The sequence below is a fragment of the Pseudomonas moorei genome (genome assembly GCF_042846945.1).
Lineage (GTDB): Bacteria > Pseudomonadota > Gammaproteobacteria > Pseudomonadales > Pseudomonadaceae > Aquipseudomonas > Aquipseudomonas moorei.
This window is the reverse complement of the sequence record NZ_AP035776.1, coordinates 1,034,587-1,052,609: the sequence shown is the minus strand read 5'-3', so window position 1 is coordinate 1,052,609 and position 18,023 is coordinate 1,034,587. Positions and strand designations below refer to the sequence as shown.

Here is an 18,023-nt window from a genome sequence, read left to right as displayed (position 1 = left end):
AATGCCAGGGAACGCCATCTGCCCATGATTCATATCCCGAAATCGGAATACAGCCGTCGCCGCAAGGCCTTGATGGCGCAGATGGAACCCAACAGCATCGCGATCCTGCCCGCTGCCGCGGTGGCCATTCGCAACCGCGATGTCGAGCACGTTTACCGCCAGGACAGCGACTTCCAGTACCTCAGCGGTTTTCCCGAACCTCAGGCCGTACTGGTATTGATACCGGGACGCTTGCACGGTGAGTACATCCTGTTCTGCCGCGAACGCAATGCCGAGCGAGAGTTGTGGGACGGCTTGCGTGCCGGGCAGGAAGGCGCGATCCGCGACTTCGGCGCCGACGACGCGTTCCCGATCACCGACATCGACGACATCCTGCCAGGCCTGATCGAGGGTCGTGACCGGGTGTATTCGGCGATGGGCAGCAACCCGGAATTCGACCGGCATCTGATGGAGTGGATCAACGTGATCCGCTCCAAAGCCAACCTTGGCGCCCAGCCACCGAACGAATATGTTGCCCTGGATCATTTGCTTCACGACATGCGCCTGTATAAATCGGCGGCAGAAGTGAAAGTGATGCGCGAAGCTGCAAGGATTTCCGCCCAGGCCCATGTGCGTGCCATGCAGGCCAGCCGTGCCGGGTTGCACGAATTCAGCCTGGAAGCCGAGCTTGATTACGAGTTCCGCAAGGGCGGGGCGAAGATGCCGGCCTACGGTTCGATCGTCGCGGCGGGGCGCAACAGTTGCATCCTGCATTACCAACAGAATGACGCGGTGCTCAAGGACGGCGATCTGGTGTTGATCGACGCCGGGTGCGAAATCGACTGCTACGCCAGCGATATCACGCGCACCTGGCCGGTCAACGGCAAATATTCTGCGGAACAGAAGGCCATCTACGAATTGGTGCTGGCGGCGCAGGAAGCGGCGTTTGCCGAGATCGCCCCGAACAAGCATTGGAATCAGGCCCACGAAGCCACGGTTCGGGTAATCACAACGGGGCTGGTCGAGTTGGGGTTGCTGCAGGGCGATGTCGACGAACTGATCGCCAGCGAAGCCTACAAGGCGTTTTACATGCACCGTGCCGGGCACTGGCTGGGCATGGATGTGCATGACGTCGGTGAATACAAGGTCGGCGGCGAATGGCGCGTGCTGGAAGTCGGCATGGCGCTGACCGTGGAGCCGGGGATCTACATCGCCCCGGATAACCAGAATGTGGCGAAGAAATGGCGCGGCATTGGCGTGCGCATCGAGGACGACGTGGTGGTGACCAGAACCGGCTGTGAAATCCTGACCAAAGGCGTGCCGAAAACGGTCGCCGAGATCGAGGCCCTGATGGCCGAAGCACGGACACAAGCGGCATGAGTCGAGTCAATCTGGCGATTATCGGTGGTGGCCTGGTTGGCGCCAGTCTGGCGTTGGCCTTGCAGGCCGGGGCCAAGGCCCGCGGCTGGAAGATCGTGCTGATCGAGCCTTTCGCTCCCGGCCATACCTGGCAACCGAGCTACGACGCGCGTTCCACGGCGTTGTCCTTTGGTGCCCGGCAGATTTATCAGCGCCTGGGCGTGTGGCAGGAGATTTCCCGCCGCGCCGAGCCGATCAAGCAGATTCACGTCTCCGACCGTGGGCGTTTTTCCACGGCGCGGTTGTCGGCGATGGAAGAGGGCGTTCCCGCGCTGGGTTACGTGGTGGAAAACGCCTGGCTCGGGCAATGCCTGTGGCAAGGCCTGGACAAGGACGTGATCAGTTGGCGCTGCCCGGCGGAAGTCACGCGCATGGAGCCGCTGACCGACGGCTATCGCTTGACCCTCAATGATGAAACCACTCTGGAATGCGACCTGGCTGTGCTCGCTGACGGCGGCCGTTCCGGCTTGCGCGAGCAGTTGGGCATCGGCATCAAGAAACGCCCGTACAACCAGAGCGCGCTGATCGCCAACATCACGCCGAGCGAAGCCCATAACGGCATGGCGTTCGAGCGCTTCACCGACGATGGTCCGATGGCCTTGCTGCCACTGCCGGACAACCGTTGTGCACTGGTCTGGACTCGCCAGGGCATGGATGCGCAGCGGCTGGCGGCCCTCGATGAACGCAGCTTCCTCAGTGAGTTGCAGGGTGTATTCGGCTATCGCCTCGGCACCTTGAAGCAGGTCGGCGCCCGGCATTTATATCCGCTGGCGCTGGTAGAGGCCGAAGAACAGGTGCGGCCGCATCTGGCTGTGCTCGGCAACGCGGCACACAGCCTGCACCCGATCGCCGGTCAGGGTTTCAACCTGTCCCTGCGTGATGCCCAGGCATTGGCCGATGCGCTGCTTGCCAGCGACGGAACGCCGGGCGATTTTGCGACCTTGCAGGCTTACCGTGAGCGTCAACGCCTGGATCAGAACCTCACGGTGGGCTTCTCCGACCAGGTCACGCGTTTGTTCGGCAGCACTCAGCCATTGGTTTCCATGGGGCGCAACCTGGGTCTGCTGGGCCTCGACCTGCTGCCGCCGGCCAAGCGCTGGTTCGCCCGGCAGGCGATGGGCCTGGGTACTCGCCCCGATGTTTGAGTGGCTAACCAAAAAGATCGGCAAGGCGCGGCTGATGCGCTGGTTTATGGGTCTCTACCCGCCGTACCTCGGTGCCGGGGTTCGGGTGCGGCACATCAGCGATGATTTTCGCGACATCCAGGTGTCCATGGGCTTGAGCTGGTACAACCGCAATTACGTGGGCACGCAGTTCGGTGGCAGCCTGTATTCGATGGTCGACCCGTTCTTCATGTTGATGCTCATGGAAAACCTCGGGCGTCATTACATCGTCTGGGACAAAGCCGCCGACATCGACTTCATCGCGCCGGGCAAAGGCACGGTGTATGCCCGTTTCAACATCGATGACACCCTGCTCGACGAGATCCGTCGGCAGACTGCGGGTGGCGACAAGTACCTGCCGCAATTGCAGGTCGATATTCACGACGGCGCCGGCCATCTGGTGGCGCGTGTCGGAAAAACCCTTTACGTGCGGCTCAAGCCGCAAGCGAGACAGGCTTAAAGCATGGAAATGCGCGCAGATCTGCTGATTGTCGGGGCTGGAATGGTCGGCAGCGCCCTCGCGCTGGCGTTGCAGGACAGCGGGCTGGAAGTCCTGCTGCTGGACGGTAGCCCTTTGAGCGTCAAACCCTTTGACGCCCAGGCGCCATTCGAGCCGCGAGTGAGCGCCTTGTCTGCCGCCAGTCAGCGGATTCTTGAGCGACTGGGTGTCTGGGACGGCATCGTCAGCCGCCGCAGCAGTCCTTACCGCGACATGCATGTCTGGGACGGCAGCGGCACCGGAGAAATCCACTTCTCGGCCGCCAGTGTGCATGCCGATGCACTGGGCCATATCGTCGAGAATCGCGTGGTTCAGGACGCCTTGCTTGATCGTTTGCACGACTGCGACCTGGGCATGCTGGCCAATGCGCGCCTGGAACAAATGCGCCGCTCTGGTGACGACTGGCTGCTCACCCTGGCCGACGGCCGCACCCTGCGCGCGCCACTGGTGATCGCCGCGGATGGTGCCAATTCGGCGGTGCGGCGTCTGACCGGCGTCGCGACCCGCGAGTGGGATTATATGCACCATGCAATCGTCACCAGCGTGCGCAGCTCAAAACCTCATCAAATGACCGCCTGGCAGCGCTTTACCGATAACGGCCCGTTGGCGTTCCTGCCGCTGGAACGGGACGGTCAGCAGGATTGGTGTTCGATCGTCTGGTCGACCACCCCCGGTGAAGCCGAACAGCTGATGGCCATGGATGACGAAGGCTTCTGTCGCGCGCTGGAGCGGGCCTTTGAAGGCCGGCTCGGTACGGTGCTCAGCGCTGACCCTCGCCTGTGTGTACCGCTGCGTCAGCGACATGCCAAGCGTTACGTCGCCGAAGGCCTGGCCCTGATCGGTGATGCGGCGCACACCATTCACCCGTTGGCCGGCCAAGGCGTAAACCTCGGGTTCCTCGATGCCGCCGTGCTGGCCGAAGTGCTGCTGCAAGCGTCGAGCCGGGGTGAACGCCTGGCGGATGTGAAAGTACTCAGTCGCTACGAGCGCCGGCGCATGCCCCATAACCTGGCGTTAATGGCGGCGATGGAGGGTTTCGAGCGCTTGTTCCAGGCCGATCCGTTGCCGGTGCGCTGGTTGCGAAATGCCGGATTGAAAATGGTCGAGCAAATGCCCGAGGCCAAGGCGTTGTTCGTGCGTGAGGCCCTAGGGTTGACCGGGGACTTACCGGCGCTGGCCAAGGCCTGAAGTGGGTATGGACCTGTGGCGAGGGGGCTTGCCCCCGTTGGCTGCGAAGCAGCCCCGGCATTTCTTCAGGCAGGACCTGCATTCCGATTTGCGACCGCTTCGCGCTCGAACGGGGGCAAGCCCCCTCGCCACAGGGTTAGTGTCTCCACGCAACATCTGGTAACTCCTCCGCAAACTGTTCGATTGAGAAGCTAAATGTGAGTCCTTATCATTTGCCCTCACTTTTTCAATCGAGGGACTGCTCCCATGTTGGCACCAAAGCGTCTATTGACCGCACTGGCCCTGACCCTGATCGGCAACACCGCCGCCCAGGCTGCCGGCGAGGTGGTGGTCTACTCCTCGCGTATCGATGAGCTGATCAAACCGGTCTTCGATGCCTACACCGCGAAAACCGGGGTGAAGGTGAAGTTCATCACCGACAAGGAAGCCCCGCTGATGCAGCGGATCAAGGCCGAGGGCGAGAACGCTACCGCCGACCTGTTGCTGACCGTCGACGCCGGCAACCTCTGGCAAGCCGAGCAAATGGGCATCCTCCAGCCGTTCACCTCGAAAACCATCGACGCCAACATCCCGCCTCAGTACCGCGCATCGTCACACGCCTGGACCGGCCTGAGCCTGCGGGCGCGGACCATCGCCTATTCCACCGAACGGGTGAAACCGGGTGAATTGACCACCTACGAAGCCCTGGCCGACAAGAACTGGGAAGGTCGACTGTGCCTGCGCACGGCGAAGAAGGTCTACAACCAGTCCCTGACCGCGACCATGATCGAAGTCCACGGCGCCGAGAAAACCGAGAAGATCCTCAAGGGCTGGGTCAACAACCTGTCCACCGACGTGTTCTCCGACGATGTCGCGGTACTGGAAGCCATCAAAGCCGGCCAATGCGATGTCGGCATCGTCAACACCTACTACTACGGCCGTCTGCACAAGCAGAAACCTGACCTTCCAGTGAAGCTGTTTTGGCCGAACCAGGCGGATCGAGGCGTGCACGTCAATCTGTCCGGCATCGGTCTGACCAGGCACGCGCCACATCCGGAAGCCGCCAAGGCGCTGGTGGAGTGGATGACCACGCCTGAGGCGCAGAAAATCTTCGCTGACGTCAACCAGGAGTTTCCGGCCAACCCTGCCGTGCATCCATCGGCTGAAGTCGCTGCCTGGGGGCAGTTCGTGGCCGATACCTTGCCGGTGGAAGTCGCCGGCAAGCGTCAGGCCGAGGCGATTCGCATGATGGATCGCGCTGGCTGGAACTGAGTTGCAGCGAGGGAGCCGCAGGGCTGCGAAGCAGCCCTGATGGCACCTACGGATCATGATCAAAATGATCTGATAACTTTTGCGGCCGCAACGCTCGGGTGCGGATCGGTCGAACGGGAGCGAGCTCCCTCGCCACACATTGGTGCCACAGTCGAATGACGGTGGCTCCATATCATTCTAGAGATCTTCCTTGGCCCACCCCGCCCAACGCCGCTGGTACCCGCTGGTCTTCGCCATCGCTGCGCTGGTCCTGCTGCCCCTGAGCGTTTTGCTGCTTTCCTGGCAAACCATCGATCAACAGATCTGGTCCCACCTCTGGGACACGCAAATGTCACGCTTGCTGGGCAACACGCTGACGCTGGTGCTTGGCGTCGGTGTCGGTGTCACGTTGCTGGGCGTGAGCCTGGCCTGGCTCACCAGCCTGTGCGAATTCCCTGGCCGGCGTTGGCTGGACTGGGCATTGATGCTGCCGTTTGCGATACCGGCCTATGTGCTGGCCTTCGTTTTCGTCGGCTTGCTGGATTTCGCCGGCCCCTTGCAAACCCTGCTGCGCGAATGGTTCGGAACGGGCATGCGCTTGCCTCGGGTGCGTTCCACGGGCGGGGTGATTATGGTTCTGGTGCTGGTCTTTTATCCCTACGTTTATCTGCTGGCACGTACCGCGTTCCTGGCTCAGGGCAAGGGCTTGATGGAAGCGGCGCGCGTCCTTGGGCAATCGCCATGGCAGGCTTTCTGGCGGGTAGCCTTGCCCATGGCGCGACCGGCCATCGGCGCGGGCGTGGCATTGGCGTTGATGGAAACCCTGGCGGATTTCGGTGCGGTGTCGGTGTTCAACTTCGACACCTTTACCACCGCGATCTACAAGACCTGGTACGGGTTTTTCAGTCTCTCCACCGCCACGCAACTGGCCAGCCTGTTGCTGTTGGTGGTGATGGTGGTGCTGTACGGCGAGCGTCGCGCACGGGGTGCCAACCGGGCGAGTAATGAGCGGCCAAGGGTCAAGGCCTTGTATCACCTGCGGGGGTTCAAAGCGCTGCTGGCCATGAGCTGGTGCGGTCTGGTGTTTGCCTGTGCCTTTGTCATTCCGATGCTGCAATTGCTGGTGTGGTTCTGGCAGCGTGGACGCTTCGATCTGGATGAACGGTACGCCGGACTGATCGTCCACACCCTGTACCTGGGCGCGATGGCCGCGCTGATCACGGTCAGTGTCGCTCTGGTGTTGGCATTCGCCAGGCGCCTGGCACCCACGCCAGGGATCCGTGCCGGAGTCAGTCTGGCCAATCTGGGCTACGCCTTGCCCGGCTCGGTGCTGGCGGTGTCGATCATGCTGGCGTTCAGTTACCTGGATCGCGAGCTGGTGATTCCGCTCTCCGGTTGGCTCGGTGGGGCCGGCAAACCTTTGTTGTTGGGCAGTCTGTCGGCGTTGTTGCTGGCATATCTGGTGCGCTTCATTGCCGTGGCCTATGGCCCCCTGGAAAGCAGTCTGGCGCGTATACGGCCTTCTTTGCCCGAAGCGGCCCGTAGCCTTGGCGTCAGTGGCCCACGACTGTTTTTCAAAGTGTATCTGCCGTTGCTGCTGCCCGGCTCGTTGAGCGCGGCACTGCTGGTCTTTGTCGACGTGCTCAAGGAAATGCCCGCGACCCTGCTGATGCGTCCGTTTGGCTGGGATACGCTGGCGGTTCGGATCTTTGAAATGACCAGCGAGGGTGAGTGGGCGAGGGCCTCTTTGCCGGCGTTGACCCTGGTATTGGTCGGGCTGCTACCGGTCATCGGATTGATCCGACGTTCAGCACATCGAAACAGCTAGGTGTCAGTCCTACACCTTGCGGCTACAATGCGCGGCATTCGGTGCGGTCCGTCTGACAGACACGGTAGTGAAAATCGGCTGGAGGCCCTTTATTTCAAGGCTTTCACCCGAAAAGACATTCAACCGCACCTTCGCCACGCCCGGAAGGAGAAACCCATGGGACAGCGTACGCCTCTGTATGACCTTCATCTCGCCCTCGGCGCGAAGATGGTCGATTTTGGCGGTTGGGATATGCCTTTGCATTACGGATCGCAAGTCGAGGAACACCATCAGGTGCGCCGCGATTGCGGTGTGTTCGATGTATCCCACATGACCGTGATCGATGTCGGCGGGTCCCAGGCCAAGGCCTGGCTTCAGCATCTGCTGACCAATGACGTCGAACGTTTGCACAGCTCTGGCCGTGCCTTGTACAGCGCCATGCTCAACGAGCAAGGTGGCATCGTCGACGACATGATCGTTTATCGCCTCGACGACGGTTATCGCCTGGTAGTCAACGCCTCGACCCGCAATCAGGATCTGGCTTGGATGCAGGCTCATCTCGACGGCTTTGACGTGCAGCTCAATGAGCGCTCGGAGTTGGCGATGCTGGCCATCCAAGGCCCCCACGCCAGGCAAAAAGTAGGCGAGCTGGTCACCCAGTCCCGTGGCAATCTCATCCAGCTCCTCAAGCCTTTCGAAGGCCAACCCGATGGGGACTGGTTCATCGCGCGCACCGGCTACACGGGTGAAGACGGCCTGGAAATCATTCTGCCAGCCAATCAGGCACCGGGATTCTTCAACGATCTGGTCGGGGCGGGCATTTCCCCGATCGGCCTTGGCGCGCGGGACACCTTGCGGGTTGAGGCCGGCATGAATCTGTACGGGCAGGACATCGGCCAGGATGTTTCACCGCTGGTCTCCAATATGGCCTGGAGCATCGCCTGGGAACCGGCCACCCGCCAGTTCATCGGTCGTGCGGCACTGGAGGCTGAACAGGCCGGCGGTATACAGCATCGGCTGGTCGGGCTGGTCCTCGAGGAGCGTGGGGTATTACGCGCTCATCAAGTGGTCCGCATCGCTGATGTTGGCGAAGGGGAGATCACCAGTGGTAGTTTCTCTCCTACGCTTAGCAAGTCGATTGCACTGGCGCGCGTGCCAATGGCAACTGCCGACCGCGCAGAAGTGGAAATCCGTGGCAAGTGGTACCCGGTCCGAGTGGTCAAACCGACCTTCGTACGCCATGGCAAAACCTTGATTTAACCTATTCTGGCGGCATTGACCGCCGACAATTCCCGAGGATACAGAACATGAGCGATATCCCTGCCGACCTGCGTTTTGCCGAAAGTCACGAATGGGCACGCCTGGAAGCCGATGGCACCGTCACCGTGGGCATCAGCGATCACGCGCAGGAAGCGCTGGGTGATGTGGTGTTTGTCGAGCTGACCGAAGTCGGAAAAACCTTTGCAGCGGGTGATCAATCCGGTGTGGTGGAATCGGTAAAAGCCGCGTCCGACATCTACTCCCCGGTTGCCGGTGAAGTGATCGCGATCAACGAAGAGCTGAGCGGCTCGCCAGAGCTGTTGAACTCCGACCCGTACGGCGCGTGGATCTTCAAACTCAAGCCAAGCAACGCCGCTGACCTGGACAAGCTGCTCGACGCGGCGGGTTACAAGGCCGCCATCGGCGAGTAAGACCCGCCCCGCAGGAGCCGGCAAGCCGGCTCCTGCAAGGTTGGACTCAAGGCTTCAGTACGGCTTTGACCGCTGCCACCGAACGCTCGACGTCCGCTTTGGTCATCGCGGTAAACATCGGCAGCGAGACAATCAAGCGTCCCACCCGTTCGGCTGTCGGGAACATCCCCTCCTTGAAACCGCGCTCGCGGTAAAGACTCAGCAAGTGAATCGGCGGGTAGTGATAGCCGATACCGATACCCAATGCCTGCATCTGTTCCATGAAGGTGGCTCGGGCCGGTTTGCCATCCTGACGCTCAGGCAATACCAGCTGGAACAAATGCCAGTTGCTGTTCTCGAAGTCCGCTGGGGGGAGTTGCGCCCCGTATTGCGCTTCAAAATCTTCGCCAAAGCAGCTGAAGTAGTGTTTGGCCAGTTCACGCCGATGAGCGGTAATCGCTTCGAGATGAGCAAATTGCCCCAGGCCGATGGCTGCGGCGACATCGGTCATGTTGAACTTTCCGCCCAGCACATCGACGTCCAGGCCATCAAAGCCGCTGCGCGTAACGCCTTGCAGACGGTACTTTTCCGCCAGCTTCACTTCTTCGGCATTGTTCAGCACCAGGCAGCCGCCCTCCGACGACGTGACGTTCTTGTTTGCCTGAAAGCTGAAGGAAACGAAATCGCCGGTCGAACCGATGCGCTGGCCGTTCCAGCTGGAGCCCAACGCTTGTGCCGCGTCTTCGATGATCCGCAGGCCATGCTTGTTAGCCAGGGCGTACAAGCGAGTCATGTCCACGGGCAGCCCGGCCAGATACACCGGGATGATGGCTTTGGTGCGCGGGGTGATCGCGGCTTCCAGCTGATCCAGATCGATGTTGCGGGTCACCGGGTCGATGTCGGCAAACACCGGTGTGGCGCCGACTTCCAGAATAACGTTGGCGGTGGCGACCCAGGAAATCGGGGTGGTGATCACTTCGTCACCGGCTCCGATGCCGGCAATGCGCAAAGCGATTTCCATGGTGCAGGTGCCGGAATTGAATGTGCGCACCGGGCGTCCGCCAAAATATTCCGACAGTTGCGCTTCAAAGGCCTGAACCTTGGGGCCGCTGGTAATCCAGCCCGAACGCAGGACCTCGCCGACGGCGGCGATGGTGGCCTCGTCGATAGTGGGTTTGGAGAAGGGCAGGAAAGGCAGTTGGCTCATAAATGTAAGCACCTCAGCAGCAGATATTGAGTAAGCGACGGACATGATGATCCGTAATGCCCGGCAGCGCCATGCTCTCGGTGTCGGCAGCGGCTGCTATGCTGGTTTGACCGTGTTGCATCGACGCTGAGCGCCAGTCCAGAGAGAGCCCGTCATGTCCCAGTTGCCGTCCCTGAGCCAGTTACGCGATCCCAATGCCTTCCTTCGCCGTCACCTGGGGCCCGATGCCGCCGAGCAACAGGCGATGCTCGACAGCCTCGGCCTCGGCAGCCGGATCGAACTGATCGAGCAAACGGTGCCGCCGGGCATTCGCCTGAACCGGGCGCTTGACCTGCCGCCAGCCCTCGATGAAGAAGCCGCGCTGGCCAAGTTGCGCGGCTACGCCGAGCAGAACCAGGTCTGGACCAGCCTGATCGGCATGGGCTATCACGGCACGCTCACACCCACTGTCATTCTGCGCAACGTGCTGGAAAATCCGGGCTGGTACACCGCGTACACCCCCTATCAGCCGGAAATTGCCCAGGGACGTCTCGAAGCGTTGCTGAACTTCCAGCAATTGACCATCGACCTCACGGGCCTTGAGCTGGCCAATGCCTCGTTGCTCGACGAAGCCACAGCGGCGGCGGAAGCCATGGCCTTGGCCAAGCGGGTGGCCAAATCCAAAAGCAATATTTTCTTCGTCGACGAAAATTGCCATCCGCAGACGATATCCGTGGTGCAGACCCGTGCCGAAGGCTTTGGGTTCGAGCTGGTCATCGGCCCAGTGGATAACCTGAAACAGCACCAAGTGTTCGGTGCACTGCTGCAATATCCCGACACCCACGGCGAGATTCGCGATCTGCGGCCCTTGATCGATCACCTGCATGCCCAGCAGGCATTGGCGTGTGTCGCCGCCGATCTGTTGAGTCTGTTGTTACTGACCCCTCCGGGGGAGTTGGGCGCGGACGTGGTGTTTGGCTCCTCCCAGCGTTTCGGCGTACCGATGGGCTACGGCGGGCCTCACGCAGCGTTTTTTGCCAGCCGTGACGAATACAAGCGTGCGATACCCGGGCGGATCATCGGCGTGTCGAAAGACGCGCGTGGCAATGTGGCCCTGCGCATGGCGCTGCAGACCCGTGAGCAACATATCCGCCGGGAGAAGGCCAACTCGAACATCTGCACGGCCCAGGTGCTGCTGGCCAATATCGCCAGTTTCTACGCGGTCTATCATGGCCCTGAAGGGTTGAAGCGGATCGCCCAGCGCGTGCATCGCCTGACCTGCATCCTCGCCGCCGGCCTTGAGCGCAAGGGCCTGATCCGCGTCAATGAACATTTCTTCGACACCCTGACCCTGGACGTCGGCGGCACCCAGACCGCGATCATTGAAAGCGCCCAGGCTGCGCAGATCAATGTGCGCATTCTGGGGCGCGGGCGATTGGGGGTGAGCCTGGACGAAACCTGTGACGAAGCCACGGTGGCGAAACTGTTCGATGTTTTCCTGGGCGCCGATCATGGGCTCAAGGTTGAAGAACTGGACGCCGAAACCCTGAGCCCCGGCATTCCCGGGGCCCTGGCGCGTACCTCGCCTTATCTGCGCCATCCGGTATTCAACGCCCATCACAGCGAAACCGAGATGCTGCGTTACCTCAAGCAGCTGGAAAACAAGGACCTGGCGCTCAATCAATCGATGATCCCGTTGGGCTCCTGCACCATGAAGCTCAATGCCACCAGCGAGATGATCCCGATTACCTGGCCGCAATTCGCCAATCTGCATCCGTTCGCACCGAAAGAGCAGGCTGCCGGTTATGCGCTGATGATCGAAGAGCTGGAGCGTTGGCTGTGCGCGATCACCGGGTTCGATGCGATCTGCATGCAACCCAACTCCGGTGCCCAGGGCGAGTACGCCGGGTTGCTGGCCATTCGCAAGTACCACGAGAGCCGGCATCAGGGTACCCGGGACATCTGCCTGATCCCGTCCTCCGCCCACGGCACCAACCCGGCTTCAGCGCAGATGGCCGGGATGCGCGTGGTGATTGTCGAATGCGATGAGGCGGGCAACGTCGATCTGGATGACTTGAAAGACAAAGCGGCACAGGCCGGGGACAAACTCGCCTGCCTGATGGCGACTTATCCTTCGACCCATGGGGTGTACGAGGAAGGCATCAGCGAGATCTGTGAGGTGATCCACAGCCATGGCGGTCAGGTCTACATGGACGGCGCCAACCTCAATGCCCAGGTCGGGCTTGCGCGTCCGGCGGATATTGGTGCGGATGTGTCGCACATGAACCTGCACAAAACCTTCTGCATCCCCCATGGCGGCGGCGGTCCGGGCATGGGGCCGATTGGCGTGCGCGCACATCTGGCACCCTTCGTGGCCAATCACCCGGTGGTGCCGATCGACGGGCCACTGCCGCAGAACGGTGCCGTCAGTGCCGCCCCCTGGGGCAGTGCGAGCATTCTGCCGATCAGCTGGATGTATATCGCCATGATGGGGCCGCAACTGGCGGACGCCAGTGAAGTGGCGATCCTTGCCGCGAATTACCTGGCGCAACACCTGTCCGGGGCGTTCCCGGTGCTCTACACCGGGCGCAACGAGCGAGTGGCCCACGAGTGCATTCTCGACCTGCGCCCCCTCAAGGCGCTGACTGGTATCAGCGAAGAGGACGTGGCCAAGCGACTGATGGACTATGGCTTCCATGCGCCGACCATGTCGTTCCCGGTGCCTGGGACCTTGATGGTCGAACCCACCGAAAGTGAATCGAAGGCAGAACTGGACCGCTTTATCGGCGCGATGCTGAGCATTCGCGCGGAAATTACCGAGGTGCAGAACGGTAACTGGCCGGGCGAGGACAACCCGCTGAAACGTGCGCCGCATACCCTGGCCGACATCACCGGTGTCTGGGAGCGGCCTTACAGCATCGAGCAGGCCGTTACGCCGGACGCTCACACCAAGGCCCACAAATATTGGCCGGTAGTGAATCGGGTGGACAATGTCTACGGCGACCGAAATCTGTTTTGTGCGTGTGTGCCGGTGGATGAGTACCGCTGATAAACACGCATCCCTTGTAGGAGCTGGCAAGCCAGCTCCTACAAGGGGATTTGTGTTGGCCATAAAAATGCCGCTCCATTTGAGCGGCATTTTTATTCAACTTGAAGGCTTATTCCGACGCCACGGCATTCTTCGCCAGGATCGCATTCGCCAGTTCCATGTCTGTCGCCTGCAGGCCCGGGTTGTCGGCGCGGACTTTCTGCATGGCGGCTTCCAGGTACGGGCCGCGGATACCGCCGTCGCTGGCGACGAAGCTGCCGGCATCGTCCTGGGCGGCGACGATCAGCTTGTGATCCTTGAACGTCAGGTAGGTCGAACCGGTGGTGGCACCGGAGGAAATGACGTTACGCCAAAAGCTATCGGCCATCGCCGAACCGACAGGCAGGGACAGCAGGGCGATGGTTGCGACAGCAAGTTTCAGACGCATAAAAGTGACTCCACAGGGTTAACTCCGGTGTTTGATAGCGATTCCCCCAATCGAGTTCCACAGCGGCCAATCTACTTTTGCTCACTCTGTGGCGTCACTCGCAGCACCTCCTCGATGGTCGTCAAACCGGCCGCCACTTTCTGCGCGCCGGACAATCGCAGACTGCGCATGCCTTCCTTAAAGGCCTGACGCCGCACGGCGAGCAAGTCCGTGTCCGGGTTGATCAGCGCCTTGAGACCATCGGTCAGTTGCATGATTTCGTAGACCCCGGCGCGGCCGTGATAGCCGGTGTCGCGGCATTCCAGGCAGCCGGTGGCGCGTTGCGCATGGGTGGGGAGCGGCGCTTGCCAGGGCCGGGTCAGGGTCTGCCAATCCTCTTCACTCAGGTCTTGCGGAGCCTTGCAGTGCGGGCACAAGGTGCGCACCAGCCGTTGGGCCATGACGCCCAGCAGCGTGGCCTTGATCAAATAATGCGGTACGCCAAGTTCCAGCAGGCGACTGATGGCGCCGGGCGCGTCGTTGGTGTGCAGGGTCGACAGCACCAGGTGCCCGGTGAGGGCCGCCTGAATGGCCATTTCCGCGGTTTCGAGGTCGCGAATCTCGCCGATCATGATGATGTCCGGGTCTTGTCGCATCAGTGCGCGCACGCCGGCGGCGAAGCTCAGGTCGATGTTGTGCTGGACCTGCATCTGGTTGAACGCCGGCTCGACCATTTCGATCGGGTCTTCGATGGTGCAGAGGTTGACCTGCGGCGTCGCCAGTTTTTTCAGCGTGGTGTAGAGCGTGGTGGTCTTGCCGGACCCCGTCGGCCCGGTGACCAGAATGATGCCGTTGGGCTGGCGCGTCATGTCGTGCCAGCGCCGCAGATCGTCGGCTGAAAACCCGAGCTGATCGAAGTCCTTGAGCAGCACCTCCGGGTCGAAGATCCGCATGACCATTTTTTCGCCGAAGGCTGTCGGCAGTGTCGATAGCCGCAACTCGACTTCGCCACCCTCCGGGGTCTTGGTCTTCACCCGGCCGTCCTGGGGTTTGCGTTTCTCCGCAACGTTCATCCGGCCCAGGCTTTTCAGGCGGCTGACGATGGCCATGGTGACCTGTGGCGGGAATTGGTAGACGTTGTGCAGCACGCCGTCGATGCGAAAACGTACCGTGCCCTGTTCGCGTCGGGGCTCGATGTGGATATCGCTGGCACGTTGCTGGAAAGCGTACTGGAACAGCCAGTCGACAATGTTGACGATGTGCGCGTCGTTGGCGTCCGGCTCCTGGTCGCTGGCGCCGAGATTGAGCAGCTGTTCGAAATTGCCCAGGGTGTTGAATGGCTGATCGGCGTTATTCGCGCCGCTGACCGACTTGGCCAGGCGAAAGAACTCCACGCTGAAGCGCTGGATATCCACCGGATTGGCCACCACACGTTTAATGGGTAGCTTCAGCACATGGGTCAGGTCGGCTTCCCAGCCTTTGACGTAGGGTTGTGCGCTGGCCACGGTCACAGCGTCGCGATCGATGGACACCGCCAGAATCTTGTGGCGTTGGGCGAAGGCGTAAGACATCAAGGGCGTGATGGCGGCGACGTTGATCTTCAGCGGATCGATGCGCAAGTAAGGCTGGCCAGCCTGCTGCGACAGCCACAGCGTCAGGCTTTCGAGGTCGAGGTGTTTGCCGGGTCGGCTGAGGTCCTCCAGCTGTTGGCTGGCGATGAACTCCAGGGGGTGCATCTGGCCATTGGCGACATGGCGACGGCGGGCGTTGAGCGCGTGTTCGGCCGAATCCTGGTTGATAAAGCCCTGGGCGACCAGTTCACGCAGCAAATCACTGAGATCCAGCCAGCGGTCCTGAAGGGCGAGTTGAACGGACATGCGGGCTCCTTGTGAACGACAGTTCGCAAAGGATAGTCGTGACCCTGCCGACCGCTGGGCCACTACCCGACCAAGCCGTATCGACTTTTTTCAGCCTGTCGCCTGAGCCGTTTCGCCCCAGGCAGAATCCGCCGATTGCAGATCGACCGAGCAGATGCTGATCAGGTTACGCAGTTTTTCCGCAATCACCTGGGCACGGTGCCAGGTCAACCCGTCGACGACTACATGGATGTCCATCAGGTCGTCCTGGCGCTGCACGTTCACCTGTTCCGGCGTCAGAAACTGCAGGGCGAACAGGTTCAATGCGCGGCAAAGCAGGTCCGGCTCAGCTTCGGCCAGCAACTGATAGCGAACGCGGCAGAGCGTGTTGCTGACGTTCCAGACATCGGCGCGGGTGGGTGGGGTGTTCACGGCTTCCAGATACGGCATGGTCGATCTCCAAATCACTGGAGAAATTTTTACATTCGTGGCCGGGTATTTCTTATCTATGATGGGGCGTATGGCGGCTATGTCGAATCGTTTAATTCATAAATTTGCTAATCAAGGGTTTTTTTATGCAGAGCGAACTGGATGGCTACGACCGCAGGATTCTCGCGTTGCTGCAAGAGGACGCTTCGCTCTCCAGTGCGCAGATTGCCGAACAGGTAGGGCTGTCGCAGTCACCGTGCTGGCGGCGGATCCAGCGGATGAAAGAGGAGGGGATCATTCGGGGTCAGGTGACGCTGCTCGACCGCAAGAAAATCGGGCTCAACACGCAGATTTTCGCGCAGGTCAAACTCAACGCCCACGGACGCTCGAATTTCACCGAGTTCACCGAAGCCATTCGCGGCTTTCCCGAAGTGCTGGAGTGTTATGTATTGATGGGAGCGGTGGATTTCATGCTGCGGATCGTCGCGGCAGACATCGAGGCGTATGAGCGATTTTTCTTCGAGAAACTATCGCTGGTGCCGGGGATTCAGGAGGTCAATTCGGTTGTGGCGTTGTCGGAAATCAAGTCGACCACCAGTTTACCGGTCTGAAGTGTTGTGGTGACGGTGCTGGCCTTATCGCTGGCAAGCCAGCTCCCACAGGGATTAACCGTCGTACACAAATTTTGTGTTTGCCAACGGTCCTGTGGGAGCGGGCTTGCCCGCGATGGCGGTATTACAGGCGCAGAAGCATCTTCCAGGCACGATTCTGATAAACCGCAATCGCCTGCTGCTTGCGCGCATCCAGGGTTTCGTTGGTGATCGGTTCGTTGGCCAGTTGCGCCAGCTTGTTCAGCTCGCCATACAGGCGATCCATTTCCGGGATGTCCAGCACGTGACGCGCGTGGTGCAGCCAGGCCTGGATGCGTTCGATACGCGGCAGTTGCTCGGCCAGGTCTTCCGGTTGCTGCTGGTAACGCTGCAATTGCAGCGAGTTGGCTTCTTCGCCCAGCAGGCGTGGCAACCAGCTGCCCAGTTGTGCGGCGCCCTGGCGATTGCCGCGGGTATTGCGGTCGGCGGCCCAGGTGCGAGCGAGCAACCAGCGCGAGGTGTTCAGGGAGAACAGGCCCCAGCGCGGGTCTTCGAGTTCTTCAAGGAACTGCTCCGGCGCGGCTTTGCGTACATCTTCGTCATCCAGGCCGGCCTGGACCAGCGGACGCCAGTCTTCGAGCAGGGCATCAAGCGCGACGCGCAGGTCGTGGGTCGATTGACGCGGCGCAGCCTGGCCGAGGCTGCTGACCAGCGCGCGCAATTCGGCGAGGTTTTCCACCCAGTCCTGCAGCAGGCGCCAGTGGCCATTGAAGCGATATTGTTCGGCCAGACGCTGGCTACTGCCCAGCAAGTGCCAGCTCAGGGCGGCAAAGGCGTCGTCCAGTGGCGTCTCGGCGGTGATCTGCGGGGCCGGCAGGCTCAGCGAATAGCTGTTGGCGTCGTACAGGCGATAGCCGCGCTCAGCCTTGCTGATGTCACAAGGCATCAGGGCCAGGGTCGCGGCCAGCTCGGCGGCCAGTTCCAGCAACGCAGCCGGTTCGCCTTCGCGCAATTCCAGTTCCAGCTCGCAGATTTCTTCTTTCTGTTTGCCCACCACCACGTGGCCCAGGTCCAGCGCGGCTTCGATGACCACTTTGGTCTTGCCGCGGCCCCAGGCGATTTCAGCGCGTTCGCGGACAAAATCGGTGGTGAAAATCGGCTTCAGGGTTTTCTTGTCCAGTTCAGCCAGGGCTTCGGGCCAGCATTCACCGTCGAGTTTCTTTACGTCGAGCTTGGCTTTGGGCAGGTGCCAGTCGTACTCATTGCGCTCGGACAGACCGGCGACGCTCTGGCCACGGGTCTTGAGCGTCTGAATGACTTCTTCGCCATCCTTGCGCAGGCGCAGGGCGACCTTGGCGCGGGCCAGATCGCGCTCGGGCGTGTCGAAGTACTGGTTCATCAACTCACGGCGTTCCCAGCCACTTTTGTTGCGTTTTTTCAGTAGCGGGTGCTCGCGCAGCGCAGCGAGGGTTTCGCGGCTGACGCGGAGTTTGATTTCGGTTTCTTTCTGCATGGCCGGAAAATCCAGGATCGGGAGCGCAGCCGGGGGAAT

At 61.1% G+C, this 18,023-nt stretch carries 15 protein-coding genes; 10 read left to right on the top strand and 5 right to left on the bottom strand.

Translation table 11 applies throughout. The features are described from left to right. Window positions 1-24 precede the first annotated feature (24 nt). From pepP to gcvH, 8 genes are all read left to right on the top strand, one after another. Entirely contained in the window at window positions 25-1,359 is a 1,335-nt protein-coding gene (gene pepP / locus ACGJAX_RS05000) for a Xaa-Pro aminopeptidase (RefSeq protein ID WP_390957663.1), read from the top strand. After that, a complete protein-coding gene (gene ubiH / locus ACGJAX_RS04995) occupies window positions 1,356-2,543 on the top strand; it encodes a 2-octaprenyl-6-methoxyphenyl hydroxylase (RefSeq protein ID WP_390957661.1) in 1,188 nt (395 codons plus the stop codon). Before pepP ends, ubiH begins: the two co-directional genes overlap by 4 nt. Beyond that, a complete protein-coding gene (locus ACGJAX_RS04990) occupies window positions 2,536-3,021 on the top strand; it encodes a DUF4442 domain-containing protein (protein ID WP_390957659.1) in 486 nt (161 codons plus the stop codon). The genes ubiH and ACGJAX_RS04990 overlap by 8 nt, the downstream gene beginning before the upstream one ends. Window positions 3,022-3,030: 9 nt before the next feature. Continuing rightward, entirely contained in the window at window positions 3,031-4,248 is a 1,218-nt protein-coding gene (locus ACGJAX_RS04985) for a 2-octaprenyl-3-methyl-6-methoxy-1,4-benzoquinol hydroxylase (protein ID WP_247254539.1), read from the top strand. Between the two features lie 246 nt (window positions 4,249-4,494). Beyond that, window positions 4,495-5,499: an extracellular solute-binding protein gene (locus ACGJAX_RS04980; protein WP_390957657.1), complete on the top strand. Its 1,005-nt coding sequence runs from the start codon at window positions 4,495-4,497 to the stop codon at window positions 5,497-5,499. 190 nt (window positions 5,500-5,689) lie between these two features. Next, the gene (locus ACGJAX_RS04975) at window positions 5,690-7,306 is read left to right on the top strand and encodes an ABC transporter permease subunit (RefSeq protein ID WP_390957655.1); all 1,617 of its coding nucleotides are present in this window, start codon (window positions 5,690-5,692) and stop codon (window positions 7,304-7,306) included. A gap of 156 nt (window positions 7,307-7,462) precedes the next feature. After that, window positions 7,463-8,545, top strand: a complete 1,083-nt coding sequence (gcvT, locus tag ACGJAX_RS04970; RefSeq protein WP_090326388.1) for a glycine cleavage system aminomethyltransferase GcvT — start codon at window positions 7,463-7,465, stop codon at window positions 8,543-8,545. A gap of 47 nt (window positions 8,546-8,592) precedes the next feature. Then, the gene (gene gcvH / locus ACGJAX_RS04965) at window positions 8,593-8,976 is read left to right on the top strand and encodes a glycine cleavage system protein GcvH (protein ID WP_090326385.1); all 384 of its coding nucleotides are present in this window, start codon (window positions 8,593-8,595) and stop codon (window positions 8,974-8,976) included. Window positions 8,977-9,022: 46 nt separating this feature from the next. On the opposite strand, the gene ACGJAX_RS04960 is transcribed toward gcvH, so the two are convergent. After that, complete coding sequence (locus ACGJAX_RS04960; RefSeq protein WP_390957653.1) at window positions 9,023-10,162, bottom strand: DegT/DnrJ/EryC1/StrS family aminotransferase; 1,140 nt, start codon at window positions 10,160-10,162, stop codon at window positions 9,023-9,025. A gap of 154 nt (window positions 10,163-10,316) precedes the next feature. Here ACGJAX_RS04960 and gcvP point away from each other — a divergent pair, with 154 nt between their 5' ends. Next, entirely contained in the window at window positions 10,317-13,190 is a 2,874-nt protein-coding gene (gcvP, locus tag ACGJAX_RS04955; protein WP_390957650.1) for an aminomethyl-transferring glycine dehydrogenase, read from the top strand. Window positions 13,191-13,299: 109 nt separating this feature from the next. Here gcvP and ACGJAX_RS04950 read toward each other — a convergent pair whose 3' ends face one another. From ACGJAX_RS04950 to ACGJAX_RS04940, 3 genes are all read right to left on the bottom strand, one after another. Continuing rightward, window positions 13,300-13,617: a DUF2388 domain-containing protein gene (locus tag ACGJAX_RS04950; RefSeq protein WP_010466645.1), complete on the bottom strand. Its 318-nt coding sequence runs from the start codon at window positions 13,615-13,617 to the stop codon at window positions 13,300-13,302. Window positions 13,618-13,688: 71 nt separating this feature from the next. After that, window positions 13,689-15,473: an ATPase, T2SS/T4P/T4SS family gene (locus tag ACGJAX_RS04945; protein WP_390957648.1), complete on the bottom strand. Its 1,785-nt coding sequence runs from the start codon at window positions 15,471-15,473 to the stop codon at window positions 13,689-13,691. A 90-nt stretch (window positions 15,474-15,563) separates the two neighbouring features. Further along, window positions 15,564-15,902: a hypothetical protein gene (locus tag ACGJAX_RS04940; RefSeq protein WP_247254395.1), complete on the bottom strand. Its 339-nt coding sequence runs from the start codon at window positions 15,900-15,902 to the stop codon at window positions 15,564-15,566. A gap of 125 nt (window positions 15,903-16,027) precedes the next feature. On the opposite strand from ACGJAX_RS04940, the gene ACGJAX_RS04935 reads away from it, so the two are divergent. Beyond that, window positions 16,028-16,492 (top strand): Lrp/AsnC family transcriptional regulator, encoded by a 465-nt coding sequence (locus tag ACGJAX_RS04935; protein ID WP_247254396.1) that lies wholly within the window; start codon window positions 16,028-16,030, stop codon window positions 16,490-16,492. Between the two features lie 124 nt (window positions 16,493-16,616). Here the strand turns inward: ACGJAX_RS04935 and ACGJAX_RS04930 are convergent, their stop codons facing one another. Continuing rightward, window positions 16,617-17,984: a CYTH domain-containing protein gene (locus tag ACGJAX_RS04930; protein WP_390957646.1), complete on the bottom strand. Its 1,368-nt coding sequence runs from the start codon at window positions 17,982-17,984 to the stop codon at window positions 16,617-16,619. Window positions 17,985-18,023 lie beyond the last annotated feature (39 nt).

What these genes read in the sequence shown, in the direction of transcription:
- pepP (WP_390957663.1), top strand. Translation starts at nt 25, where the DNA reads ATGATTCATATCCCGAAATCGGAATACAGCCGTCGCCGCAAGGCCTTG.
- ACGJAX_RS04990 (WP_390957659.1), top strand. Translation starts at nt 2,536, where the DNA reads ATGTTTGAGTGGCTAACCAAAAAGATCGGCAAGGCGCGGCTGATGCGC.
- ACGJAX_RS04980 (WP_390957657.1), top strand. Translation starts at nt 4,495, where the DNA reads ATGTTGGCACCAAAGCGTCTATTGACCGCACTGGCCCTGACCCTGATC.
- ACGJAX_RS04950 (WP_010466645.1), bottom strand. Translation starts at nt 13,617, where the DNA reads ATGCGTCTGAAACTTGCTGTCGCAACCATCGCCCTGCTGTCCCTGCCT.
- ACGJAX_RS04960 (WP_390957653.1), bottom strand. Translation starts at nt 10,162, where the DNA reads ATGAGCCAACTGCCTTTCCTGCCCTTCTCCAAACCCACTATCGACGAG.
- ACGJAX_RS04935 (WP_247254396.1), top strand. Translation starts at nt 16,028, where the DNA reads ATGCAGAGCGAACTGGATGGCTACGACCGCAGGATTCTCGCGTTGCTG.
- gcvT (WP_090326388.1), top strand. Translation starts at nt 7,463, where the DNA reads ATGGGACAGCGTACGCCTCTGTATGACCTTCATCTCGCCCTCGGCGCG.
- ACGJAX_RS04930 (WP_390957646.1), bottom strand. Translation starts at nt 17,984, where the DNA reads ATGCAGAAAGAAACCGAAATCAAACTCCGCGTCAGCCGCGAAACCCTC.
- gcvH (WP_090326385.1), top strand. Translation starts at nt 8,593, where the DNA reads ATGAGCGATATCCCTGCCGACCTGCGTTTTGCCGAAAGTCACGAATGG.
- ACGJAX_RS04940 (WP_247254395.1), bottom strand. Translation starts at nt 15,902, where the DNA reads ATGCCGTATCTGGAAGCCGTGAACACCCCACCCACCCGCGCCGATGTC.
- gcvP (WP_390957650.1), top strand. Translation starts at nt 10,317, where the DNA reads ATGTCCCAGTTGCCGTCCCTGAGCCAGTTACGCGATCCCAATGCCTTC.
- ACGJAX_RS04945 (WP_390957648.1), bottom strand. Translation starts at nt 15,473, where the DNA reads ATGTCCGTTCAACTCGCCCTTCAGGACCGCTGGCTGGATCTCAGTGAT.
- ubiH (WP_390957661.1), top strand. Translation starts at nt 1,356, where the DNA reads ATGAGTCGAGTCAATCTGGCGATTATCGGTGGTGGCCTGGTTGGCGCC.
- ACGJAX_RS04985 (WP_247254539.1), top strand. Translation starts at nt 3,031, where the DNA reads ATGCGCGCAGATCTGCTGATTGTCGGGGCTGGAATGGTCGGCAGCGCC.